Annotated in this window: 27 protein-coding genes; 21 read left to right on the top strand and 6 right to left on the bottom strand. The window is 35.6% G+C overall.

Going from position 1 to position 25635, the window contains the following annotated elements; translation table 11 throughout:
- Nucleotides 1-252: 252 nt before the first annotated feature.
- Nucleotides 253-654, top strand: coding sequence for a hypothetical protein (locus EG240_RS12350; protein ID WP_125019698.1), 402 nt, complete (start codon nucleotides 253-255; stop codon nucleotides 652-654).
- 289 nt (nucleotides 655-943) lie between these two features.
- Here EG240_RS12350 and EG240_RS16990 read toward each other — a convergent pair whose 3' ends face one another.
- Nucleotides 944-1225 (bottom strand): helix-turn-helix domain-containing protein, encoded by a 282-nt coding sequence (locus EG240_RS16990; RefSeq protein WP_125019697.1) that lies wholly within the window; start codon nucleotides 1223-1225, stop codon nucleotides 944-946.
- A gap of 1191 nt (nucleotides 1226-2416) precedes the next feature.
- Here EG240_RS16990 and mobA point away from each other — a divergent pair.
- From mobA to EG240_RS12295, 9 genes are all read left to right on the top strand, one after another.
- Nucleotides 2417-2851: a conjugal transfer protein MobA gene (gene mobA, locus EG240_RS12335; protein WP_125019704.1), complete on the top strand. Its 435-nt coding sequence runs from the start codon at nucleotides 2417-2419 to the stop codon at nucleotides 2849-2851.
- A 4-nt stretch (nucleotides 2852-2855) separates the two neighbouring features.
- Nucleotides 2856-4109 (top strand): conjugal transfer protein MobB, encoded by a 1254-nt coding sequence (mobB, locus tag EG240_RS12330; protein ID WP_125019695.1) that lies wholly within the window; start codon nucleotides 2856-2858, stop codon nucleotides 4107-4109.
- 3 nt (nucleotides 4110-4112) lie between these two features.
- On the top strand, nucleotides 4113-4496 hold the full coding sequence (locus tag EG240_RS17090; protein WP_125019694.1) for a DUF6660 family protein: 384 nt from the start codon (nucleotides 4113-4115) through the stop codon (nucleotides 4494-4496).
- 129 nt (nucleotides 4497-4625) lie between these two features.
- Entirely contained in the window at nucleotides 4626-8984 is a 4359-nt protein-coding gene (locus tag EG240_RS12320) for a CusA/CzcA family heavy metal efflux RND transporter (RefSeq protein ID WP_125019693.1), read from the top strand.
- Nucleotides 8985-8989: 5 nt separating this feature from the next.
- On the top strand, nucleotides 8990-10246 hold the full coding sequence (locus tag EG240_RS12315; RefSeq protein WP_125013931.1) for an efflux RND transporter periplasmic adaptor subunit: 1257 nt from the start codon (nucleotides 8990-8992) through the stop codon (nucleotides 10244-10246).
- A gap of 11 nt (nucleotides 10247-10257) precedes the next feature.
- On the top strand, nucleotides 10258-10680 hold the full coding sequence (locus EG240_RS12310; protein WP_125019692.1) for a Fur family transcriptional regulator: 423 nt from the start codon (nucleotides 10258-10260) through the stop codon (nucleotides 10678-10680).
- Between the two features lie 47 nt (nucleotides 10681-10727).
- Complete coding sequence (locus EG240_RS12305) at nucleotides 10728-11432, top strand: transglutaminase-like domain-containing protein (protein ID WP_125019691.1); 705 nt, start codon at nucleotides 10728-10730, stop codon at nucleotides 11430-11432.
- A 22-nt stretch (nucleotides 11433-11454) separates the two neighbouring features.
- Nucleotides 11455-13491, top strand: a complete 2037-nt coding sequence (locus EG240_RS12300) for a heavy metal translocating P-type ATPase (RefSeq protein ID WP_125019690.1) — start codon at nucleotides 11455-11457, stop codon at nucleotides 13489-13491.
- 131 nt (nucleotides 13492-13622) lie between these two features.
- Nucleotides 13623-14111, top strand: coding sequence for a methyltransferase family protein (locus EG240_RS12295; RefSeq protein ID WP_235830381.1), 489 nt, complete (start codon nucleotides 13623-13625; stop codon nucleotides 14109-14111).
- A gap of 543 nt (nucleotides 14112-14654) precedes the next feature.
- Here EG240_RS12295 and arsB read toward each other — a convergent pair.
- The 5 genes from arsB to EG240_RS12270 form a co-directional block, all read right to left on the bottom strand.
- Complete coding sequence (gene arsB, locus EG240_RS12290) at nucleotides 14655-15695, bottom strand: ACR3 family arsenite efflux transporter (RefSeq protein ID WP_125019688.1); 1041 nt, start codon at nucleotides 15693-15695, stop codon at nucleotides 14655-14657.
- Complete coding sequence (locus EG240_RS12285; RefSeq protein WP_125019687.1) at nucleotides 15695-16312, bottom strand: arsenate-mycothiol transferase ArsC; 618 nt, start codon at nucleotides 16310-16312, stop codon at nucleotides 15695-15697. The genes arsB and EG240_RS12285 overlap by 1 nt, the downstream gene beginning before the upstream one ends.
- 4 nt (nucleotides 16313-16316) lie before the next feature.
- Nucleotides 16317-17441, bottom strand: coding sequence for a chromate efflux transporter (chrA, locus tag EG240_RS12280; RefSeq protein WP_125019686.1), 1125 nt, complete (start codon nucleotides 17439-17441; stop codon nucleotides 16317-16319).
- A gap of 28 nt (nucleotides 17442-17469) precedes the next feature.
- Nucleotides 17470-17937: a DUF6428 family protein gene (locus EG240_RS12275; protein ID WP_125019685.1), complete on the bottom strand. Its 468-nt coding sequence runs from the start codon at nucleotides 17935-17937 to the stop codon at nucleotides 17470-17472.
- 61 nt (nucleotides 17938-17998) lie between these two features.
- On the bottom strand, nucleotides 17999-18328 hold the full coding sequence (locus tag EG240_RS12270) for an ArsR/SmtB family transcription factor (RefSeq protein ID WP_125019684.1): 330 nt from the start codon (nucleotides 18326-18328) through the stop codon (nucleotides 17999-18001).
- Between the two features lie 213 nt (nucleotides 18329-18541).
- On the opposite strand from EG240_RS12270, the gene EG240_RS12265 reads away from it, so the two are divergent.
- From EG240_RS12265 to EG240_RS12215, 11 genes are all read left to right on the top strand, one after another.
- Nucleotides 18542-19090, top strand: coding sequence for a YeeE/YedE family protein (locus EG240_RS12265; protein ID WP_125019683.1), 549 nt, complete (start codon nucleotides 18542-18544; stop codon nucleotides 19088-19090).
- Between the two features lie 2 nt (nucleotides 19091-19092).
- Nucleotides 19093-19506 carry a DUF6691 family protein gene (locus tag EG240_RS12260; RefSeq protein ID WP_125019682.1) on the top strand — a complete coding sequence of 138 codons (414 nt, stop codon included), beginning with the start codon at nucleotides 19093-19095 and terminating at the stop codon, nucleotides 19504-19506.
- A 10-nt stretch (nucleotides 19507-19516) separates the two neighbouring features.
- Entirely contained in the window at nucleotides 19517-20149 is a 633-nt protein-coding gene (locus EG240_RS12255; protein WP_177765207.1) for a Crp/Fnr family transcriptional regulator, read from the top strand.
- A 106-nt stretch (nucleotides 20150-20255) separates the two neighbouring features.
- The gene (locus tag EG240_RS12250) at nucleotides 20256-21044 is read left to right on the top strand and encodes a sulfite exporter TauE/SafE family protein (RefSeq protein ID WP_125019681.1); all 789 of its coding nucleotides are present in this window, start codon (nucleotides 20256-20258) and stop codon (nucleotides 21042-21044) included.
- Between the two features lie 75 nt (nucleotides 21045-21119).
- Nucleotides 21120-22532 carry an MBL fold metallo-hydrolase gene (locus EG240_RS12245; protein WP_125019680.1) on the top strand — a complete coding sequence of 471 codons (1413 nt, stop codon included), beginning with the start codon at nucleotides 21120-21122 and terminating at the stop codon, nucleotides 22530-22532.
- Complete coding sequence (locus tag EG240_RS12240; RefSeq protein WP_162497965.1) at nucleotides 22508-22882, top strand: rhodanese-like domain-containing protein; 375 nt, start codon at nucleotides 22508-22510, stop codon at nucleotides 22880-22882. Before EG240_RS12245 ends, EG240_RS12240 begins: the two co-directional genes overlap by 25 nt.
- Nucleotides 22866-23495, top strand: coding sequence for a methyltransferase domain-containing protein (locus EG240_RS12235; protein WP_125019679.1), 630 nt, complete (start codon nucleotides 22866-22868; stop codon nucleotides 23493-23495). The genes EG240_RS12240 and EG240_RS12235 overlap by 17 nt, the downstream gene beginning before the upstream one ends.
- Nucleotides 23496-23499: 4 nt before the next feature.
- Nucleotides 23500-23730, top strand: a complete 231-nt coding sequence (locus tag EG240_RS12230) for a hypothetical protein (RefSeq protein ID WP_125019678.1) — start codon at nucleotides 23500-23502, stop codon at nucleotides 23728-23730.
- Nucleotides 23727-23921, top strand: coding sequence for a DUF6132 family protein (locus tag EG240_RS16885; protein ID WP_125019677.1), 195 nt, complete (start codon nucleotides 23727-23729; stop codon nucleotides 23919-23921). The genes EG240_RS12230 and EG240_RS16885 overlap by 4 nt, the downstream gene beginning before the upstream one ends.
- 2 nt (nucleotides 23922-23923) lie before the next feature.
- Nucleotides 23924-24217, top strand: a complete 294-nt coding sequence (gene trxA / locus EG240_RS12220) for a thioredoxin (protein ID WP_125019676.1) — start codon at nucleotides 23924-23926, stop codon at nucleotides 24215-24217.
- Between the two features lie 177 nt (nucleotides 24218-24394).
- The gene (locus EG240_RS12215) at nucleotides 24395-25606 is read left to right on the top strand and encodes an MBL fold metallo-hydrolase (protein ID WP_158612023.1); all 1212 of its coding nucleotides are present in this window, start codon (nucleotides 24395-24397) and stop codon (nucleotides 25604-25606) included.
- Nucleotides 25607-25635: the final 29 nt, after the last annotated feature.

The following is a 25635-nucleotide window of genomic DNA, read 5'->3' as shown; positions in this document are numbered from 1 at the left end:
AATAATAATGTTTCGGAAGCTGATTTAACCCAAGTATTTGCATCGTTGGAAGAATTAAATAAAAAGCTAAATTAGACTGCTATTGATATTTTCACAAATGAAACACAACGAAAATTACTTTCCAAACCAAGTCATTTCACATTTTCAATTGTACATCGAGCAATTGAATTAAATAGAGGTTTTAAAACACTCTCAGACTCAAATAATTGGATAACTGCAATAAATTTATTAAGACTTCAAGCCGATAATTGCATGAGATTATTTGCTTTAAGTTTAGTTCAGGATAGATTAGACTTTTATGAACGAATTCAAAATGGAGAACATATCAGAAATATAAAAGATGCTGAAGGCAACAAAATGACAGATTTATATTTATTTCAGAAATTAGACAATCTTTATCCTGGATTTAGATTGTTGTATGAGAATACAAGTGGTTTTATCCACTTCTCAAATGAGCATATAAAATTTAATACTGATAGAATTGATGATGGTAACGAATTTATGATGCGTATAAGATTAGCCGAAACAACAGAATTTTCGATTAGTAAAAAAGTAGATTATGCTTTCAATATGTTCATTGTAAGTGAAGAGTTATTCAAACTTTTAAACGGATATAAATTAAGTATGATAGAATTGATGAAACAATTTGATTAAAAAAGACCACATATCGGTGCTTGTTGATTAACAGGCACGCAGTGTAAATGCAATAACGGCTGAACTTTTTGCAGAAAATTCAACTCGTTTTGCTATCTTAATTTTACCAACAAAAAATACTTGCACATTTTTCTGTTACTGACGTTTATACAAACACGATAATCGTGATAAAAAAGTACAAGCATTTTACAAAATCGTTCATACAACAACACAGCCCACCGCTTTAAGCAATGGGCTGTTTCTTTAACTGACCTGATACGGCTACAATTTTAAAACATTCTTTAATCGGCTAACGCTGATAGTTGTCTTCCAACACTTTCACAATATCGCTTTCACGGAAAAGTATTTTCCGTTCGAGTTTGATAAAGGGTATCAGTCCGTCATCTCTGTACTGTTGTAAAGTCCGTTTACTGATATGTAGCATTTCGCAAACCTGTTCGCCTGACAGGTAGATTTCCCCTTTTAACAATGGGTGGAAATATTCCCTGATATACAGCAGTTCGTTTTTGTTGCCTACCACAGCTTCGAGCAGGGCAAGCATATCCTCGTTTGAATTTCCAATCTGTTTCATTTCTTTTGCTTTTTTAATGGTCGCTCTCCCTGCATAAGTAACTCCACTTCGGACAATCTGAAATAAGTCTTCCGATTGATTTGTGTTGCCCCAAGAATGCCCTTTGCTCTGTACGTCTGCAATGTTCTTTTGCTGATATTGAGCAGTTGGCAGGCTTCCTGTTGGTCGAGCCATTTCGTTGCCTGTTGCAATGCTCTGTAAGGTGCAGTTATCTCCGAAATCAAATTGGAAACTTCCTTTACTTCCTTGTGCAATGCCTTTAAAATCTGAATGTCTAAAACTGTTATTTCCATATTTAATCAATTTAGACTTCAAAAATATAAGGTACTTATACAGGGTTTTCCAATGTTGCAGTCAGAGGTAGCATTTGGCGTTCAGATGTAAATACTATAAAAGAAACATTTAAAAATGTACCAAAAAAAAGAACAAAAAGGTCGCAAAGGTAAAGCGGACAGCCACCGCACCACCCAACCAAAAGACTACGGCATAATGGCAGGGCAAATGTTGGCTTCGCCGAGTTTGTTGTGCTGCCCTGCCACCCTTCGGGACTTATTCCGTTTCCTTTTGGGTTTTCCGCTTGTCCGCCTTGATTGAATGGCTTTCTTTTTTTTCTGTTTTTTCTTTTGGAAACAATTTTAAAAGGGAGAAACGTGTTTACTTCGAGTGTTTGTACCTACCTACCTACTCCCATACATAGGTACACTTTTAAATAAAAGCGTAAAAGCATATTTACATACAAGCGTACATACAGATTTATGCACTTATTTATGTATGTAAATACTTGCTCATATATACAGTTTTGCATCAATACTTTCATTTTTCCCATCCATCTTTTTCTCTTTTTGGATATTATCAGCCTTTCATTTCAGTATGGTAGCATTTGGCGTTCAGAGGTAGTGTTTGTCCGAGTGCCGAACGTCCATAGTTCCTTTACTTTGTAAAGGAACAGCAGAGGGAGTTTAACACATCAAAATCAGCGTATTTACGGACAAAAATGAAAAACAGCTTCGTACTGTTTTTCGCTAACTCCAATCCGTTTGCAAAACGGATTTTTCTGAACCCCTGTTCAGAGCAAGTTATCTTTTGAGGTACTCGAAATAAATTTCTGTACCTCAAAAGCACTTGTCCTTGCAGGAAGCTGAAAACCGCTCCGAAGTCGCAGTTTTGTTTAACATTAGAAATGGATTTATTATGGAAGAAAAGAACAGTAAACAGTTTAGGAAAACAGGGAGAAAACCGAAGAATGACCCTGCCGTACATCGGTATTCCATTAACCTGAATGCAGAGGAAAACGCCAAGTTCCTTGCCCTCTTTGACCAATCGGGGATAAGTGTAAAGGCACATTTCATTACAGCCTGTATCTTTCAGAAGACGGTAAAGACTGTAAAAATTGATATGAATGCAGTAGAATATCACGCAGGATTGACCAAATTTTTCGGTCAGTTTCGGGGAATAGCAACCAATTATAATCAGATTGTAAGGTTATTGAACGCCAATTTTTCAGAGAAAAAAGCATCTGCATATCTCTATAAATTAGAAAAACAGACAGCAGAAATGAAAGAACTATTGCTAAAGGTTTTAATTCTTACCGATGAATTTGAAAATAAATACCTGAATAAAGAGTGAAATTATGATTGCAAAAATCGGAAAAGGGAGCAATATGTACGGAGCGATTTTGTACAATCAACAGAAAGTGGGAACGGAAAACGGAGCGGTTTTATTACTGAACAAGATACCCGATACAATGAACGGCAGGTATTCCGTAGCGTATTTCAATAAGTGCTTTGAGCCGTACCTGTCGGCAAACATCAAAACGGAAAAAACGGTACGGCATATTTCGCTGAACCCAACCCCGAAAGACAAGGTAAGCGATGAACAGTTTACCGAAATGGCACAGGAGTATATGGAGCGTATGGGTTACGGTAATCAGCCTTATATTGTTTTCAAACATACAGACATTGACCGAACACATATCCATATCGTTTCGACCTGTGTGGGCATTGACGGCAAGAAAATCCCCGATGATTACGACCACCCACGTTCAATGGCAATCTGTCGGGATTTGGAACAGAAATACAACCTGCACAAAGCAACCGAGCAGGAGCAGAAACAACCTGATAGGATTTTCAAAAAGGTAGAACAGCAGAAAGGCGATATAAAGAGCCAAATGGCTTCGGTAGTACGGCATCTGCCGAAATATTATCAGTACACAAGTCTTGGAGCATACAACGCCTTGCTTTCGTTTTTTAATATTACGGCAGAGGAAATAAAGGGAGAACGGAACGGCAAGCCTGTACACGGATTAGTGTATGTAGCATTGGACGAGAAAGGAAACAAGGCAAGCAACCCGTTCAAAGCATCGCTATTCGGAAAAGATGCAGGGATTGCCCAACTGCAAAAACACTTTGAGCAGTCAAAGGAGAAAATGAAAACCAACCCTGCAAGGTCTGTCCTAAAGAATACCGTTGAATTGGCTATGCACACCACAAACAACGAAAAGGAATTTAGAAAGCAACTTGCCGAGCAGAACATTCATACCGTTGTCAGGCGTAACCACAGCGGACGGATTTACGGCATAACTTTTATTGATAACGGTAGCCGTACCGTTTGGAACGGTTCGCAGTTAGATAGAAGCCTGTCAGCAAATGTATTTAACGATTGGTGGAACAATGGCAACAAGCCCGAATTAAAGGTACAGGACAGCCCTGTTATGAATACAATGGACGACTTACCAACGAAAGACCTATTTGAGTTTATCACACAGGAGCATTCGACTAATTTCGATTGGGGATTGTTCAGCCTGTTACCTGATGCACAGGGCGTGGATTACGAGGAAGAACAGTTTGCCAAACGAATGAAGAAGAAAAAGAGACGATTGCAATAAACAATGCAATGCCATTGCATTACTTTTTTACTAACTTTGCAAAAGAATATGAAAGTCTTTTTTTCCATATTGGCAATTTATATGATGGCGGTATTTTTAATGCCGTGTACCGATATGTATGAAAAGGAGAGTTTTCAAAACCATAACCATTCAGAAGAATTAGCCCATAAAGCAAGCCACGACCATCAGGAAAAACCTGATATGTGCAGCCCGTTTTGTTTATGCGGTTGTTGTGGAATGGTGTCGGGCATAGTGCTTCAATGGAATGTATATAACTTAGTTAAGGCGAAGACTTTTGAACTGTCTAAGCCTGAAATATATTACAAATCTATCTTTATCCCCTGCTACTTCGGGAAAATTTGGCAACCGCCAAAGGTTAATGCTTAATTTTTAATGTTTTAGTGATTACAGCTTAACGCAAACAGCGTTAGCTCGGTTTTTAGGCTATTTATATTGCCTAAAAACACAATCATTATGATTTTATCATTATTAATTCATCATTAATCGCAACAAAAAGTGTTAGATAATATTATAAAATTCTCCATAAAGAATAAGTTCATCATAGGATTGATGACCTTATTACTTATCATCTGGGGGGTATGGAGTGCCACCAAAATCCCCATTGATGCCCAGCCTGATATAACAAACAATCAGGTTCAGATTATTACCCTATCTCCTACATTAGCCGGACAGGAAGTAGAACAATTGGTTACTTTCCCCGTTGAGCAAAGCATCGTTAATCTTCCCAATGTAGAAGAAATAAGAAGTATTTCAAGATTTGGACTCTCCGTTGTAACAGTTGTTTTTAAAGACGAAGTAGATATCTATTTTGCTAGACAGTTAGTCAACGAAAAGCTTAAAGAGGCAGAAGAGCAAATACCGGAAGGAGTTGGTACTCCTGAGCTATCACCAGTGAGTACTGGTCTTGGGGAAGTGTACCAATATATTCTTCACCCGAAAGAAGGCAGTGAGGATAAATATTCCGCAATGGATTTGCGGACAATGCAGGATTGGATTGTTGCCCGCCAACTATACGGTACACCGGGAATTGCCGAAGTCAATAGTTTCGGTGGTTTGCTTAAACAATATGAGGTTTCTGTTAATCCAGATAGGATTAAAGCAATGGATGTCAGTATCTCTGACATTTTCACGGCACTGGAATCCAATAATCAAAATACCGGAGGTGCCTATATCGATAAGAAGCCGAATGCTTATTTTATTCGGGGAGTAGGTTTGGTCACTTCGCTTGAAGATGTAGGAAATATCGTTGTAAAAAACACGAACGGTATTCCAGTATTTATCAAAGATATAGCCGAAGTAAAGTTTGGTCACGCTACCCGATACGGAGCGATGACCTATAATGGCGAAGTAGATGCCGTAGGTGGCATTGTAATGATGCTAAAAGGAGAAAATACTTCTGACGTTATAAGAAATATCAAGGAAAAATTACCTGTTATCCAACAATCCCTACCTGATGATGTCATAATAGAGCCCTATTTAGATAGAATGGATTTGGTTGATAGGGCAATCAGTACAATTCAAAAAAACCTCATTGAAGGTGCGCTGATTGTAATTTTTGTGCTAATTCTCTTTTTAGGAAATTTTCGAGCAGGTTTGATAGTCGCATCAGCTATACCATTATCAATGCTTTTTGCATTGGGGATGATGAGGCTGTTTGGCGTGAGTGCAAATTTGATGAGTTTGGGAGCTATTGATTTTGGATTGATAGTGGATGGTTCTTTGATTGTGGTTGAAGCCACTTTGCATCACTTAGGTTTACGAAAATCGAAGCTGAAACTTACCCAAAATGAAATGGATGAGGAAGTTTATGAATCGGCAAGGAAAATCCGTACAAGTGCTGCTTTTGGAGAAATTATTATCCTCATCGTCTACATCCCTATATTAGCCTTGGTCGGTATAGAAGGAAAAATGTTCAGCCCAATGGCTCAAACGGTTAGTTTTGCGATTTTGGGTGCATTAATCCTGTCATTTACCTATATCCCGATGATGAGTGCATTGTGTTTATCCAAAAAACCAATCACCAAGAAGAATTTCTCCGATAAAATGATAGGCTTTTTGCAAGGTATATATCAACCTTTATTGGAGAAAGCGATAAGAATAAAACATATAGTTGTTGCCGTTTCGGTAGGAATTTTTGCAATCAGTATTTTCATCTTTTCAAATATGGGAGGAGAATTTTTGCCGAAATTAGGAGAAGGAGATTTTGCTTTTCACTGTATCTTACCGCAAGGGACTTCATTGAGTCAAAGTCTTGAAACTTCAATGCAGGCATCAAGGATTATTAAGGAATTTGATGAAGTAAAAATGGTAGTCGGTAAAACCGGAGCAGCTGAAGTGCCAACAGACCCTATGCCGCCCGAAGCTACTGACTTAATGATTATCCTGAAACCTCAAAAAGAGTGGAAAACTAAAAAATCCTATGACGAGCTTGCAAACGAAATGATGGAGAAACTGGAAAGTATTCCCGGTGTATTCTTTGAAGCCAATCAGCCTATACAGATGCGTTTCAATGAGCTGATGACAGGTATCAGGCAGGATGTAGCTGTGAAAATCTTTGGAGAAGATATGGACTCTCTACAAATTTATGCGAATAAGGTTAATAATATCATACAATCAGTGGAAGGAGTAACAGTCCCACAAGTAGAACGGGTAGCAGGGCTTCCGCAAATCAATATCGAATATGACCGTACACGCATCGCTAATTATGGATTGAACATAGAGCAAGTAAATGATATTGTCAGTACAGCGTTCGCAGGGAAAGCAGCAGGTGTAGTTTATGAAAATGAGCGCAAGTTTGATTTAGTGGTACGATTGGATGAAGCTCATAGAGCTTCGATCGAAGATGTCAATAATCTTTTTATTCCGATTCCAAACGGAGACCAGATACCGCTTTCGCAGATTGCCGAGATTGACTATAAATTGGGTCCGGCGCAAATCAGCCGTGAAGGAGGTAAACGCAGAATATATGTAGGATTTAATGTCCAGGGAAGAGATGTAGCAAGTATAGTCAATGAAATTCAGGACAAATTGGCTGATCAGGTTAAGCTACCGACAGGTTATTATTTTACCTATGGTGGTCAGTTTGAAAATCTTCAAAAGGCGACCGACAGATTATTGATTGCTGTTCCTATCGCATTGCTTTTAATTTTCATTCTATTGTATTTCACTTTCCATTCTCTGAAAGAAGCCATTTTAGTATATACCGCAATTCCGATGAGTGCCATCGGAGGTGTGTTTGCGTTGTTAATACGGGATATGCCTTTCAGTATATCGGCAGGCGTTGGATTTATCGCATTATTTGGTGTAGCCGTTTTAAATGGAATAGTATTGATTTCAACCTTTAACAGATTAGAAAAAGAGGGTTGGAATGAGATTATACCGAGAATTATTGAAGGAACTAAAACAAGGTTAAGACCTGTATTAATGACAGCAGCCGTGGCAAGTTTGGGATTTTTGCCTATGGCGTTGAGTACCAGTGCAGGTGCAGAAGTTCAGAAACCTTTGGCAACCGTGGTTATTGGCGGGTTAATTACAGCAACGGCATTAACGCTGTTTGTACTACCTCTATTATACCTTCTATTTATGAAAAGCAATAAACCGCCGAGAAATAGCAAATTTAAAACTGTAACTCCAGTATTATTGCTGTTGGTTTTCTTAGGTTTTTCTCAAAACAGTAATGCTCAAACCATAGATGTAAATCAGGCTATTGAAATTGCTTTACAGAACAACACTGAAATACAGGCGAAAAATATGGAAATTAAATCAGTTCAAAGCCTAAGTAAAACAGCTTTTGAATTACCCAAAACAGATTTAAACTTCCAGTACGGAAATAATGATGGTTTTGAATATAATGATGGCATTCAGATTTCTCAAAATATACCTTTTCCTACACTCTTTGGTGCAAAGAAAAATTTGCTCAAAGAACGGATTATAGGTCAGCAGTGGATAAAAGCATTGACAGAAAACGAACTGAAACGAACGGTCAGAAACTATTATTATCAGTTAGAATATTTAGAGCATAATGCTTCCGTTTTGAAACACTTGGACAGTATATACGCAGATTTTATCAGAGTTGCAGAATTACGATATAAAACCGGAGATATAGGCAAACTTGATGTAAATACGGCAGTTACCAAGAAAGGTGAAATAAACTTGTTATTCCAACAAAATGAGATTTTCAGACAAAATGCCTATAAATATCTTAAAACCTTAATGCAGACACCGGACGATTTTGTTATTGTATCCAAACCGGAATACGAACCGCTGCTTTTAAGTTCTTTTATTGATAGTTCTGCCCTTGAAAATCATCCTCGTATTCAAATGTTATATCAGGATGCCAAAATTGCTGAACAAAGTAAAAAAGTAGAACGAGCAAATGGACTGCCAGATTTTACCATAGGGTATAATAATGTCTCGTTAATAGGAATGCATAGTAGGAATGGTGTAGAGCAATTTTACGGAAGAGACCAAAGGTTTAGTTTTGTTGATGTAGGTATCTCCATTCCGTTAACTTTTGGAGCTACCAAAGCTAAAATACGCGCTCTTGATTATCAAAAACAGTCATTAGAGTTGAATGCGAAATGGCAGGAACAACAGCTAAAAACAGAGCTGACAAATGCCATAAACCAATATGAGCAGTATTTAACACAGTTTAATTATTTCAAGCAGCAGGCGCTTCCAAACGCTGATGAAATCATCCAAGCGGCAAAGCTCGGATATGGCACTGGCGAAATATCATATGTTGAATATCTTTTTGCTTTGCAAACAACAGCCGATATCCAACTTAATTATTTAAAGAGCATACAGCAGATCAATGAAACTGTAACACTTATCAATTCACTAATTAGCAAATAAGATATATGAAACGTAATATAAATAAGTTATTTTTTGGCGTTTTAATCGCTGGAGCTTTAATTTCTTTTTATGCCTGTACAAACAATCATAAAGAAGGAGATGGACATAATCACGATACACCGTCGGAAACATCATCAGATGAACACGAAGAAGAAAATGCGGTCACACTTACCGATGAGCAAATAAAAACAGTAGGTATTGAAATCGGTTCAATTGAACAGAAACAATTATCTGCCACGATGAAAGCCAATGGATTCTTAAGAGTGCCCAATACGAATAAGGCTAATGCTACGTCCCTGTTCGGGGGTATAATAAAAACGCTTAATGTAGAAATAGGAGATTATGTAAAGAAAGGACAAGCGATTGCTACTATTTCCAATCCGCAATTTATACAGCTACAGGAGGAATATCTAACAATCAATAGCGGAATAGTATTCGCAGAACAAGAAGTCACAAGACAAAGAGACCTGAACGAGGGGAATGTAGGTGCAAAGAAGAATTTGCAAAGCGCTACAACCGAATTGAATACTTTAAGGACCCGAAAAGCATCATTGCAACAACAAATACAGCTGATGGGTATTAATCCGACTTCACTGTCAAATTCCACCCTTAAATCATCATTAACAGTTACAAGTCCCATAAATGGAATAGTTAGTAACGTTTTTGCCAAGATTGGAAGCTATGTAGATGTCTCTTCGCCCATTGCAGAACTGGTTGAAAACAGTGCTTTGCATTTAGATTTACAGGTATTTGAAAAAGACGTTCCTTTAATCAAAGTTGGTCAGAAAATAGACTTTATTGTAACAAACAGCCCGAACAAAACATATACTGCCGAAGTATATAATATAGGTTCTTCATTTAATAGTAATAGCAAGACTATTGCTGTGCACAGTAAGGTTATTGGAGATAAAATAGGACTTATTGACGGAATGAATATAACAGGTATAGTAAATCTGGATGGAGCTTTGAGTCCGTCTGTTCCAAATGAAGCAATTGTCAATGCAGATGGTAAATATTATATCTTTTTGGTCAAAGAGAAGGAGGAAGAACCTCACGAACATAAAGAAGGCGAAAGTCACAACCACGGTTCGAAACAAGGCACACGTTTTGAAAAGATAGAAGTGATGAAAGGTGCTACGGAATTAGGTTATACGGCTATTACACCCGTTAATAAAATTGCCGAAGGGACACATGTCGTTGTAAAAGGTGCATTTTTTGTAAATGCGAAATTGAGCAATACGGGTGATGGACATGCTCATTAAATAGTTTTGTTATGAACAAGAACATAGAACAGAAACTCTTAGATAAAAATACCAATCCTACCAGTATGCGGATTTTGGTGTATGACTTCTTGAAACAGCAGCAGATAGCAATGTCATTGTCTGAAATTGAAAGCCATTTTTACAAAGCCGACAGGGTTACTATTTATAGGACTTTGAAGACTTTTGAAGAAAAAGGCATTGTACACAGTATTCAGGAGAATAACACAACTAAATATATTTTATGCCACGATGAATGTGATGAGAAAACGCACAAGGATTGGCATCTGCACTTCTACTGTAAAATTTGCAAACAGACTACTTGCAAGGAGGATTTCACAATTCCACAGAATGGAAGTCAGAATTACCGTATTGACGAAATAAAATTATTTGGTAAAGGTATTTGTGAGAACTGTTTAAAGGAGAGTTTGCAATAGCATTGCAGGCTCTACCTGTGTACCTTTGTTATAAATATAAATGTGTTATGGACAACTATCTTAAAGAAACAAACATCCTTGACTACTCAAACGTTTCTATACAAGAGTTATTGGAACTAAGAGGGTGGAAAGATTTGGACACTGTTTCAAGAGTTAAAGCCATTTACAATTTTGTAAGAGATGAAATAAAATTTGGCTATAATGTTTCGGACGATATACCTGCATCAGAAATTCTGAAAGACGGTTACGGACAATGCAATACAAAGGCAACTTTGCTAATGGCGTTATTAAGAGCAACGGGAATACCTAACCGCATTCACGGTTTTACCATTGACAAAGCCTTGCAAAAAGGAGCTATTACGGGTATTTGGTACAAACTTTCGCCTCAAAATATCTTACATAGCTGGGTAGAAGTATGGGTAAATGAGCAGTGGTATTTTTTAGAGGGCGTGATTTTGGATAAATCTTATCTCACAAAATTGCAGGAGCAGAACAGCGATTGCAAAACCACGTTTTGCGGTTTCGGGGTTTATACAGATAATTTTGAGAACCCGCCGATTGAATGGAACCTCAATAATACGTTTATTCAGGATAAAGGCATCAATCAGGACTTTGGTGTGTTTGATACACCCGATGAATTTTATTCTAAGCATCAGCAAAAGCTAAATGCGTTTAAGCGATTTGCTTTTCAGAATATCGTGAGGCATATAATGAATAATAACGTGGAAAGAATAAGAAATAAAAAAGTGTAACGAACCTAAAAAATTAAAGGCTATGATAAATACAGACAAAAATCACAAGCATACTTACGATGCACAAGGCAAAATGACTTGTTGCACACAGGAAGAAAAAATTTACACCCAAGCAGGTGCAAAAGAGTTGGTAAATGAAAAGCATCAACACGACCACAGCGATGATGACGGACACGACCACAGCCATAGTGATAGTAGTCCGATGAAAATGTTTTTGCCGAGCATCATATCATTGGTATTGTTGCTTGTTGCCATTTCATTTGATAATTGGCTTCCACAGCAATGGTTTACAGGTTGGGTAAGGATTATTTGGTATGTGGTAGCGTATGCTCCCGTTGGGTTTCCTGTATTGACAGATGCTGTGAAAAGCATCAGAAAGGGAGAAATCTTTTCAGAGTTCTTTTTAATGGGCATTGCCACCATCGGGGCATTTACCATTGGCGAATACCCGGAGGGTGTTGCCGTGATGTTATTCTATGCTGTTGGAGAAGTTTTTCAAACAATGGCTGTGTCCAGAGCCAAAGCAAACATCAAATCATTGCTCGACCAAAGACCTGATGAGGTAACGGTTTTAAGAAACAATCAGCCGGAAACCGTAAAGGCAGAAACCGTAAACATCGGCGAAATCATACAACTGAAACCGGGAGAAAAATTAGGTTTGGACGGAGAATTATTATCTGAAACGGCATCGTTCAACACCGCAGCACTCACAGGCGAAAGCAAGCCCGACACCAAAGCCAAAGGCGAAACGGTTTTGGCAGGTATGATAAACCTTAATACCGTTGCACAAGTGCAGGTTACAACCGCATATACGGATAGCAAGTTGAGTAAAATTTTGGAATTGGTACAAAATGCTACTTCACAAAAAGCACCAACGGAATTATTTATCCGCAAGTTTGCGAAAATCTATACCCCTATTGTGGTACTGTTAGCGGTCGCTATTTGTGTGCTGCCTTACTTTTTCGTAGCTGATTATGAGTTTAAGGATTGGTTGTACAGGGCTTTGGTATTCCTGGTTATTTCTTGTCCTTGTGCCTTAGTGATAAGTATTCCATTGGGTTATTTCGGTGGCATCGGAGCAGCGAGTAGAAACGGGATACTATTCAAAGGAAGCAACTTTTTAGATGCTCTTTCCAATATCCAAAACGTGGTAATGGATAAAACGGGTACAATGACAGAGGGCGTTTTTAAGGTTCAGGAAGTTGTATTTGACAAAGCGTTCAATCAAGACGAAATCCTGCAATTGGTCAACATATTGGAAAGCCACAGTACGCACCCCGTAGCGACAGCCATTCACGAATACGTTGGGAAACCTGATAATACAATCCGCTTGGAAAATACAGAGGAAATCGCAGGACACGGACTGAAATCAACCATAAATGGTAAAGACTTATTGGTCGGAAATTTCAAGCTTATGAACAAGTTCGGGATACAATACGATTTAGACCCGAGCAGCATCGTATATACGACTATCGCCGTTGCTTACGATAACAAATTTGTCGGTTATATCACTATTGCCGACAGTATCAAAGAAGACGCACAGGAAACGATAAATCTATTGCATAAGCTCAATGTTAAAGCTACTATGCTTAGTGGAGATAAAAGCACAGTGGTAAAGTATGTAGCGGAACAGTTGGGAATAGATAATGCCTTCGGAGATTTATTGCCTGAAGATAAAGTAAACAAGGTTAAAGAAATCAAAGCCAAAGGCGAAAGCGTTGCTTTCGTAGGCGACGGTGTGAACGATGCTCCCGTTGTGGCATTGAGCGACGTAGGTATCGCAATGGGCGGCTTGGGAAGCGATGCTACCATTGAAACGGCAGATGTGGTCATACAAGACGATAAGCCGAGCAAAATTCCTGTGGCAATCAATATCGGAAAACAGACAAAGAAAATAGTTTGGCAGAATATCACATTGGCATTTGGAGTAAAAGCGATTGTACTTGTACTTGGTGCTGGTGGGTTAGCTACAATGTGGGAAGCCGTTTTTGCTGATGTTGGAGTGGCTCTATTGGCTATTCTAAATGCGGTAAGAATACAACGTATGAAATTTAACTAACAAAAATAAATCACGGTATGATAGATTTTTTGAGAATAATATTGCCGATATACTTCATTATTTATTTTGGAGTTGCCTTTGTTTTGAAATCGGTTGTAGTAGCAAAACGAATAGGCAAAAACCCACTTGTATTGCCCAAAGACAACAGTGCTTACGGACTTATCGGGCTTTACTTCAAACTGACGTTGATAGCAATGTTTATTTACGTTCTTGCTTATGCCTTTTTCCCGACTTGGCACGACAACTTCTTACCAATCGTACAATTTAACAACCAGACGGTAAAATACATTGGACTTACACTTCTTTTCATTTCGTTAGTGTGGACAGTAATTGCACAAGGGCATATGAAAAATTCTTGGCGTATCGGTATTGACACGGACACAAAAACAGAATTGGTAACAAGCGGACTATTTTCAGTTTCACGAAACCCGATTTTTTTCGGAATGATTTTGAGTTTAGTCGGACTTTTTTTTACGACACCAAACACATTGACATTGATTTTTTTGATATTAGGTTACGTTCTCATTCAAATCCAAATCCGACTTGAAGAAGAATTTTTAACCAAAGAGCACGGACAAGCATACATTGGTTACAAACAAAAAGTAAGAAGACTGATATAAATGAACAATATACCAAATTCTATTACGTATAAAAGGGCTTTTAAGCCCTTTCATCTTATCCTCTATACACCGAATGTAATATTCGGAGCATTAAAAATTTTACAATGTTTCACAAAAATATTTTTTTGTATATTTGCTTTGAGCTAACGGAAACACGTTGAAATACAAAGCAATAAGAACCGTTACCAAATCGTTACCTGATTTCTTTGATAATCCCTATAAAAGCCTTGTATTCACCCGATATGGCTTTTTCCTGAAAACTTTAAAATAAAAAACATCAAAAACTTATATCTGAAAAAAATTCAAAATAAAAGAATGGTATTTTCTTTAATTATAGAATTTTTAGTTCATTTTGAATAGGATTCAATGCGAGTTTAAGACCTCAAAAACCGTGATACTGCATCATGAGTAGTCTTTCAACTAGGATTTATAAACTTTCTAGAGAACATGATTCAATTGCAATTCGAAATGCACGGTCAGTTTGTGAACTGTGTGGATTGATATAAAAAGAGATGGAATTTGTCAATAGCCCAAAAATAACATTTAGGTACTTTGGGAATAATACTTTTTCTTTAACCATAAACTTGCCTTTACTAATAGGATTAGTACTGGCACTTCTATTAAAGGACCAATAACTCCTACAAATGCTTGTGGCGAATGAATACCAAATATGGCTATAGAAACTGCAATAGCTAGTTCAAAATTGTTACCTGTTGCTGTAAATGCAATGGATGCATTTTTATCATAAGGAATTTTCATTGCTTTGTTAACAAAAAAACTGATAAAGAACATTAGAACAAAATAAATGATTAATGGGGTTGCTACTTTAATAACGTCTAAAGGTAGTTCAAGAATTTTATCCCCTTTTAAACTGAACATTACCACAATAGTAAACAATAATGCATAAAGTGTTATGGGGGATATTTTGGGTACGAATACACGATTGTACCACTGTATACCTTTCTTTCTAATTAAAGTGTATCGGGTGATAAATCCTGCTAAGAAAGGAATTCCTAAATAGATTAATACACTTTGTGTAACTTCTGTCATCGATACTGAAACATTAAAATTTGCTAAACCTAATTTGGTTGGTAATATGTTGATGAATAACCAAACCAAAAAGCTATAACTTAATATTTGAAAAATACTATTTAATGCGACTAACATTGCTGTGTATTCTCTATTAGCCTTCGCTAAATCACTCCAAACTATAACCATAGCAATACATCGGGCTAATCCGATAAGAATTAATCCAGACATATAATCGGGCTGATCATGAAGAAATAACACAGCCAAGCCAAACATTAAAAATGTACCTATAATCCAATTTAAAAGTAATGATAAACCGATTACCTTCTTGTTTTTAAATGCTTGCGGTAATAAAGTATAATCTACTTTGGTTAATGGCGGAAACATCATAATAATTAAACCTATAGCTAAAGGTATATTTGTAGTACCTATACTCATACGTTCTACAATTATTGGGGTGTTGGGAAATATATAACCAATTAAAATACCCAATATCATTGCGATAAATATCCACAAGGTTAAGTATCTATCTAAAAATTTTAACTTAGGCTGCATTAATTAACTTGTATTTGAGAAAAGATGTACATCATTTCGGTTGCTATTTCGACACTTCGTTGCTGATAAACTTCAGTCTGTTCTATTGTACCGTCAGAAATTTTAGGATCTTCGTATGTGATTGGAATTCGTTTTTCTGCGCCTGCAATAAAAGGACAACCACCATCTGCTTGTGAGCAAGTCATTATTGCGACAAATTCTGAACTTGGGTTATAAGAGTGATCATATTTTTTAGAAAATCCGATAATCGGCAAACTATTTTCATCATATTTTATTGCGTAAATAGGATTACCGCCTTCAGAAATTTTGAGGATTTGGAAGCCTTGATGACTTAAAGTTTCTATTACTTTTGGAAACAAGGCTGTAATTTCTGTACCACCTGAATAACAATTGACATCTTGAACATTATAATAGTATGCTGCAAATTGTGCCCATATTTGTGCTAGATGACTTCTGCGTGAATTGTGCGTGCAAATGAAATTGAGATTTATTGTCTGCTTATCATTGACTTTCTTTTGAATGTAAACAACCAAAGGTTGTAAAATTGCTTTTCTGTTTTTAGAAATCTCTTGATTCAGAACATTATTCTGAATAGTGTATAATAATTGGTTTTGCATTGGTTTAAAATTGAATAAGTAAGTAGCCTAGTATGGAACCAAATAATACAATGAAAGCACTATTGATTTTTTTGAATTGAAAAACTATTACGGCACTGATCAATGCAATTGCAATGTTTCTCCAATCGGTAATGGTTTCTTTACCCATAATAATACAAACAGATAAAATAATCGCTACAGATGCTACATTCACACCATTTAAAAAAGCCGCAAATGATTGGTTGTTTCTTATGAACTTCATTAAAGGATGTATTAATGCTACGAAAATAAATGAGGGGATAAAAATGGCTAAAGTAGATACAATGGCTCCTGAAAATCCGTTTATTTGATATCCAATAAAAGTTACAGATGAAAAAACAGGTCCCGGAGTAAACTGTCCAACTGCAATTGCGTCCATCAGTTGTGTTCGCGTGAGTAAGCCTTTATCTACCAACTCGGTATCTAAGAAAGCAAATAAAACGTAGCCACTTCCGTAAAGAATTGAACCAATTTTTAGAAAAGTCCAAAATAAGGATTGGTTTATCGTAGACAGAAACGATCCATGCAATACAGGAAATAGAGCTAAAGGAACAAAACTTTTCATGGAACGAGATTGGCGAAAATTTTTTACTAAAAGCATAAAAAAGCCAGCGCCTACCAATAAAAAAATTTCATTGATACCTAAAAGCGATAAAACGACTGCAGCAATTGCTATAACACCTAGGTAAACATTCTTTATCGCTTTTAAAAACAATGGATAAATGGCACCAATAATGATAGCAATAATGGCTGGTTTGATTCCATATAAAAAAGGTGAAACTTCTGGAATTTGTCCGTACTTCTGATAAAAATAGGCAAAAATTCCGGTAATCAATACTGCTGGAAATATGAAACATAGTCCGGCAACTAATAGACCTTTCCATCCGCCTTTGTCATAACCGATATGAATAGCTAGTTCAGTGCTATTAGGTCCAGGAATGAGGTTGGTAGCACCTAATAAATCTAAAAATTGCTGATCACTCATCCATTGCCGTTTCGCGACCACTTCTCTTTGCATCATAGCAATATGAGCCGCAGGACCACCAAAGCCAATCACTCCAAGCTTGAAAAACAACCTTGCAATTTCCTTAATTTGTATCTTTTGATCCATATTGATTTTTATAGACAAAAATATAATATTAGCAACATCCAGAATTAGGTGTACAGCAAGACGATTTTTCTTCTTTTACACTAAATTTTTTTTCTGTTGCTAGAGGAATACCACAAGCATCTTCAGCTAAACAGGCTGTTTTTTTATTTTTTAAAATAAAATGTTTTCCATTAAATTCTAAATCGTATTTCCCAATTGTAGTCGATTGATATTCTACTTCTATTTCAGCATCTTCAATTCCTAATTTGTTTTGGGATAAACGAATGATGTTTAATAATTTTCCAGGTTTTAAACGATGTTCGTAATCATCTGCATTCCATAATTGGAAATTAACAACTTTTTCATTTCTAACAACACCACCGCAATCAATAAATTTCTTTGTGATTTGCCCAACTTCTGTTACGTGGAAATGTTCTGGAACGAAAGTACCATCCTCTAATTGAAAAACAACATCATCTAATGTTGGTAAAATTTCTTTGATTTCTGAAAGTTTCATATACTTTTTAATTATCATTTATTAATCGTAATATTACGATGATTTATTTGAAAAAAATGCTTTAACAGCATTTCTCTATTTTTACGTTTTGATTAAAAAAACTTGAAAACTCATTCTGAATCGATACCCAAACCTTTAGATCAATACAATAACAAACCGATTTCCCTTCTATAGCTCCTTGGATAATTCCAATACTTTTCAATTCTTTCAAATGTTGCGAAATAGTAGCTTGTGCCAAACCTAATACATCTACCAAATCTGTACATATACAAGCATTTTGTTTGATGATGTGCTGAATTATAGCAATACGAGCTGGATGCCCCAATACTTTAAATAAAGTAGCTAGTTTATTTTGTTCTATTGTAAATATTTCTGACTTAGTAGTACCCATGAATTATTATTATCATTGCAATATTACGATTATTATTTCAAATTGAAAATTTTCATTAATTATTTTAGATATCAGATTAACCTCTTTTTTTTAATTCAAAAAAAACTTATAAATCAATTATTAGCTTAGGCGCATTAAATTGAGTGAACTGTAACAAATGTTACTGAATAGTAGTAAATAATGTTTGAAATTCGCAAAATAAAAATTAAAACTATGGATTGGATATTTGGAACATGGCCTTGGTATGTAGGAGGTCCTATTATTGCATTTACAATGATTGCTTTGATTTATTTAGGTAAAAGTTTTGGGTTTTCCTCGAATTTTAGAACTATCTGTTCTGCAATGGGTGCTGGAAAAAGATGCTCGTTTTTCGATTTTAATTGGAGAGCTCAAAAGTGGAATCTACTTTTTTTAGTTGGTGCTGTGCTTGGTGGCTATTTAGCAGCAAACGTATTGTCAAACAATCAAATTCCTGAAATATCTGCATATACAACTGAGTATTTGCAAAACCTTGGATTTAATAGTGTTGGAAAAAGTTATGGTCCTACAGAAATATTTGAAACTTTGAATGCAAATTCATTAGCTGTTTTAATCATTGGAGGATTACTTATTGGATTTGGAAGTAGATATGCTGGCGGATGTACTTCAGGACATGCTATTTCAGGTTTAAGTGATTTACAGTTACCTTCATTAATTGCTGTTATCGGTTTCTTTATCGGAGGATTAATCATGGTTCATTTATTATTACCAATAATTTTTTAAAAATGAGAAGTATTTTATATATTGTGTTAGGAGTGATTTTTGGAATCACTATGTATAAGGCAGAAACAGCCTCATGGTTTAGAATAGTAGAAATGTTTCAATTTCAATCTTTTCATATGTTTGGATTTATTGGTTCAGCATTAGTTATTGGATTGATTGGAATACAATTTATTAAGAGAAAGAGTGCCAAAGACCTTGATGGTAATCCAATTGTTATTAAATCTAAAGATAAATCAATTAGTCGCTATTTATTCGGTGGTATTTCTTTTGGTTTAGGATGGGCTTTAATTGGTGCTTGTCCTGGTCCTATCTTTGTACTTTTAGGTGCAGGAACTTATTCTATAATTATTGTAATTTTAGCAGCATTAACAGGTACATGGTTGTACGGAATATTAAAAGATTATCTACCTCATTAATAAAATAAATATGATAAATAAAAGTTTATTAGAAAGTTATTTTAGTTCGCTTTTTGAAGAAGAATTAATAGATGAAATGGTTCAAATTGGGCAAATTCGTTCCTTTGAGGAAAATGAAATCTTAATAGATTTAAATCAAACTATCTCACATATGCCCTTGCTTTTGCATGGTGCGATACGAATTATGCGTGATGATGATAATGATGGAGAGCTTTTATTGTACTATTTAGAAAAAGGTGATACTTGTGCCATGACTATGACCTGTTGCTTGGGGACAAAAACAAGTAACATCCGTGCAACGGCAGAAACCGATGGTGAAATGTTGATGATTCCGGTTCAAAAAATGGATGAATGGTTAGCCAAATATGCAACTTGGCGCGCTTTTGTTTTTAATAGTTATCAAGATCGTTTAGACGAAATGATGCGTTCTATAGATAATTTAGCTTTTAATGATTCAAAAGGTCGATTAAAAAATTATTTAATAGAAGTTGCTAGTGTTAATAAAACACGAACAGTAAATAAAACACATGCAGAAATTGCTTATGAAATGAATACCTCTCGTGTGGTAATTTCTCGATTGATAAAAGCATTAGAAAATGAAGGTTTTATTAAGCAACAACGTAACAGCATTACGATTTTATAAAAGATGTTTCAGTAGAAACATCTTTTTTTTGCTGCATCGATCTGTAACAAATGTTACGCTCTACTTATTAATATAGATAGACCTTTGTAGTATAAAATTAAAAACAATGGAAATCATAGGTTTTATATTAACTGTTGTCATCGGTTTACTGGTTGGTTTATTTGGTGGAGGTGGAAGCATTCTTACCGTACCTGTTTTAGTGTATCTATTTGCAATTCCTGCCACGTTATCTACGACATATTCTTTAGCTCTAGTTAGTATTACAAGTTTAATTGCGGCAACACCTCATGTGGTACAAAAGAAGTTGTCTTACACAAAAATACTTCAATTTGGTATTCCTTCAATGATAGCCTTATATACAATACGTTCTTTTGTTCTTCCATCAATCCCACCCTACTTCAAGTTTTTGGGATTTGAGATCGAGAAAAACACTTTTATGATGTTATTCTTTTCTTTATTAATGCTGACTTCTGGTTTTTTTATGATTAAACAAAAGAAAAATAATCCTGATTGTATCGATTGTCCATATAATCATATAGCCTTAATGGTTGCAGGATTATTAGAAGGTTTAATAACAGGTATTGTTGGTGCTGGTGGTGGATTTATTATAGTACCTATATTAATGATTTTTGGAAAAATGAGTGTAAAACAAGCCGTAGCCAATTCACTATTTATTATTGGGGTTAAATCATTTATTGGATTTTTAGGATCACACGATATCTCATCTTTAAACTTTTCCTTTTTAATAAAAATTTTAGCTATCGCCTTGGTTGGAATGTACTTCGGAGTTCAATTGAACAAAAAATTAGATGCCAAACAATTAAAACCCATTTTTGGATATTTTGTGATGATTATGGGATGTATCATATTAATTAAAGAACTGTTAATAAAATAGTTATTGTAACAAATGTTACAACAGAATTAAAACAAAAGCACGAAATTTACAGTAATAAATTAAAAAATATATAAAATGAAAATAGAACAAATATATACAGGATGTTTAGCTCAAGGTGCTTATTATATAGAGAGTAATGGAGAAGCATTAATCATCGATCCACTTCGTGAAACACAACCATACATCGATCGTTTAACAAAAGATGGCGTGACTTTAAAATACATTTTCGAAACGCACTTTCATGCCGATTTTGTAAGTGGACATTTAGATTTAAGTCAAAAAACGAATGCTCCAATTGTTTACGGACCAACCGCTCAGCCTGAATTCGAAGCAATTATAGCGGAGGATAATCAAATTTTTGAAATCGGAAATATTAAAATTAAAGTGTTACACACACCGGGTCATACCTTAGAAAGTACAACTTATTTATTAATAGACGAGAACGGAAAAGAATCTGCAATCTTCAGTGGTGATACTTTATTCTTAGGAGATGTAGGTCGACCTGACTTGGCTCAAAAAGCAGCTAGTATGACGCAAGAAGAATTGGCGGGAATGCTTTACGATAGTTTATACAACAAGATTCTTCCGTTAGCAGACGATATTACTGTTTATCCGGCACACGGTGCAGGTTCGGCTTGTGGTAAAAATATGATGAAAGAAACGGTTGATACTTTAGGTAATCAAAAGAAAATGAATTATGCCCTAAATCAACCTTCTAAAGAAGCGTTTATTGAAGCCGTTACCGATGGTTTATTACCACCTCCAGCGTATTTTGGAATGAACGTAATGATGAATAAAAAAGGATACGAAAGTTTTGAAAAGGTATTATCTCAAGGAATGACGGTTTTAACTGTAGCAGATTTTGAAAATGTAGCTGAACAATCAGGTGCTTTAATTTTAGATACTCGTGCCAATGGAGATTTTGCTAAAGGATTCATTCCTCAATCCATTAATATTGGCATCAACGGAGATTTTGCACCTTGGGTGGGTGCTATGATTGTAGATGTGAATCAACCGATATTATTGGTAACAGACGTTGGTATGGAAGAGGAAACAGTAACGCGTTTAAGTCGTGTGGGATTTGATAACGTTTTAGGTCATTTGAAAGGTGGATTCTCTTCTTGGATAGACGCTGAAAAAGAAATCGATACGGTTCACCGAATCACAGCAAGTGAATTTGCATCTCAAATCGAAGGTAAAGAAGTAATGGTTGTTGATGTTCGTAAGGAATCTGAATATGCAGCAGAACACGTAGAAGATGCCTACAGCAAACCTTTGGCTTATATCAACGATTGGATCAACGATATCGATCCAAAACAACCGTTCTATTTACATTGTGCAGGAGGCTATAGAAGTATGATTGCTGCAAGTATTCTTCAAGCGCGTGGGTATAGAAATTTTATCGAAATTGAAGGAGGCTTCAAAGCCATAGCTGAAACTCAAATCCCTAAAACTGATTTCGTATGTCAAAGCAAAGTTTTAAAATAATTTTTTCAGGTTTAATTATCATTATTATGTTTGGATTACTAAAAAATATGTTCTCAGAGAACAACGACGAAGAGTTAAAAAGTATCATTAATAACGCCTATTTAGTAGATGTCAGAACACCCGCTGAATATGCAGAAGGAAACGTACCTGGTTCGGTAAATATACCTTTGGACCAAGTGCAAAATCAATTAACAAAATTCAAAAATCACGAAAATATTGTGGTATTTTGCAGAAGTGGAAACAGGAGTGGTCAAGCCAAAGCTATTTTAGAACAGAATGGTTTTACCAATGTTGTAAATGGTGGAACTTGGCAACAAATAAATACAATTAAAGATGGAGCAGGAAAATAAAACAGAAGCATGTTGTATTACGCAATGTGATGTTCCTATGGATCAAAAGTATTGGGATACACGTTGGGAAAAACAAGAAACGGGTTGGGATATAGGATATCCTACTCCTGCAATAACAAAATACATAGACGAAATTGTTGATAAAAATACAGCGATTCTGATTCCTGGATGCGGAAACGCTTACGAGGCAGAATATTTAGTAAAGCAAGGATTCACCAATATTACCTTAATTGATATTGCACCAAAGGCTGTTGAGAATTTAAAACAAAAGTTTGAAAACAATCCCAACATCACCATCTTGTTAGAAGATTTCTTCGAACATAAAGGTGGTTATGATTTGGTCATAGAGCAAACATTTTTTAGTGCGATTCCTCCGTTCAGAAGAAAGGAATATGCCGCAAAAATGCACGACATTTTAAAGGAAAACGGACGAATTGTAGGAGTTTTATTCGACAAACAGTTCAATAATCCATTTCCACCATTTGGAGGTTGCCCTTGTGAATATCGTCCTATTTTTGAAAACCTTTTCGATATCAAAACCATGGAAGCTTGTTACAACAGCATCCCACCACGACAAGGAAGTGAAGTATTTATTCATTTTATTAAAAAATAAAACAATGAAACAGTGGATTCAATCATGGAATTTGATGCGTTTGCTAAGATTGGCTATGGCCATTGCAATCATTTATCAAGGAATTGATTTACAGCAGTGGTTGTTTGTTGGAATAGGTTTGTTACTAGCACTTATGCCTTTGTTCAATATAGGTTGTTGTGGTACCAACGGGTGTTCTGTACCACGTAATCAATCAAAAAATAATAGAGAAACAACATTTACAGAAATCAAATGAAAACATTCTTTCAAAAACATATCATAACCATTATAGGTGTTGCTGTAGGTCTTATAGTAGGGTATTTGTATTGGCATTATGTGGGATGCAATTCTGGCACATGTGCTATTACATCAAACCCAAGAAACAGTACATTGTACGGTGGTATGATGGGAGGGTTGGTATTTTCATTATTTAAAAAAGAAAAATAGATATGACATTTGAAGAAATCATTAATCAAGATAAACCTGTTTTAGTAGACTTTTTTGCTACTTGGTGTGGACCTTGTAAAATGCAAGCTCCTATTTTAGAAGAAGTAAAACAACACTTAGGTGATCAAGTATCGGTAATCAAAATCGATGTCGATCAAAACCAATCGGTAGCCGCTCAGTACCAAGTAAGAAGCGTGCCTACATTAATCATTTTCAAAAATGGACAAATTCGTTGGCGCCAAGCAGGTGTTTTTCCTGCGAATGAGTTGGAACGTTTACTAAAAGAAAATTTATAAAGAAAAGGCATTGTATAAACAATGCTTTTCTTTTGTAACATTTGTTACAAAAGAATACAAAACTACTTTCTATTTTTAAAAACATTACTCAAATATAGTTATATGATCATGAAATTTATAAAAAGCAGTTTATTTGTCTTATCATTTGTAACCTACGTACAAGGTTTTTCACAAAAAATGACCTTTGAAAGAATTTACGATGAAACTTTATCACAAGCGAGTTACATCATTGCGAATGATAAAAATGAAGCTATCATAATAGATCCAAAACGTGATATCGATACCTATCTAGAATATGCAAAAGAAAATGGTTTAACGATAAAATATGTTACTGAAACACATATTCATGCCGATTATTTAAGTGGGGCACCAGAATTAGCAAAAGCTACTCAAGCGGATTTATTACTATCTAACGAAGGTGGACCTGATTGGCAATATGCTTTTGATCATCAACCATTAAAAGACCAGCAAATTATACAATTGGGAAATGTTGAACTAAAGGTGATACACACTCCCGGACATACGCCAGAAAGCTTAACTTTTTTAGTAAAAAACACGAAAGATCAGACGGCACCAACTAAAGCTATTACAGGAGATTTTATTTTTGTAGGTGATGTGGGTCGTCCTGATTTATTAGAAAAAGCGGCCGGTCAAAAAGGGTCGCAATTTGAAGGAGCATATCAATTGTTTACATCATTGAATCAGTTCATTAAATTACCTAAAAACACAGAGATTTGGCCTGGTCACGGTGCTGGTTCGTTTTGTGGTAAAAGTTTGAGCAACATTCCTCAATCTACATTGGAACAAGAAATGGCAACAAGCCCTGCTTTTCAATACTTGAATGATAAAGATGCGTTTACTAAATTTATTTTAGATGGTCAGCCTGAACCACCTAAATATTTTGCGGTAATGAAACAATGGAATAAATCGGTACGACCTTTATTGATTGAAATACCAAAAATTCAAAATTTATCAACTGTTGAATTAGAGAATGCCATCAAAAATAATGTGTTGGTGATTGATGCTCGTAAAAAAGAGGAAGTAGCGAAAGGCTTTATTCCAGGTAGTTTACATATTGAAGGTGGAAAATCATTTGCAACGTTTGTAGGATCTTTGGTAGATTACAACAATCAAATAGTATTGGTGGGCAATGAAGATCAAATCGAAAATTTACAACGTAAATTGATACGCATTGGAATGGACAACATTTATGGTTATATTTCTGATGTAAAAGAATTAAATGGTTTGAAAACTTCTAATATTATTACAGCTAAAGAGGTTCAACAATTAATGAAAGTCAAAAATGTTCAGTTGGTTGATGTTCGTACAGCAACGGAATACGCAAGTGGTCACATTGGATATGCAAACAAAAAGTTCAGTATAAGTTAAGCTACATTTTTGTAAACATTATTTAAGTT

The sequence above is a fragment of the Paenimyroides tangerinum genome, from assembly GCF_003865405.1.
In the GTDB taxonomy this organism is placed as follows: Bacteria; Bacteroidota; Bacteroidia; order Flavobacteriales; family Flavobacteriaceae; genus Flavobacterium; species Flavobacterium tangerinum.
Note: the sequence above shows the minus strand (reverse complement) of the source record. Positions and strands in the feature narration are given on the sequence as shown.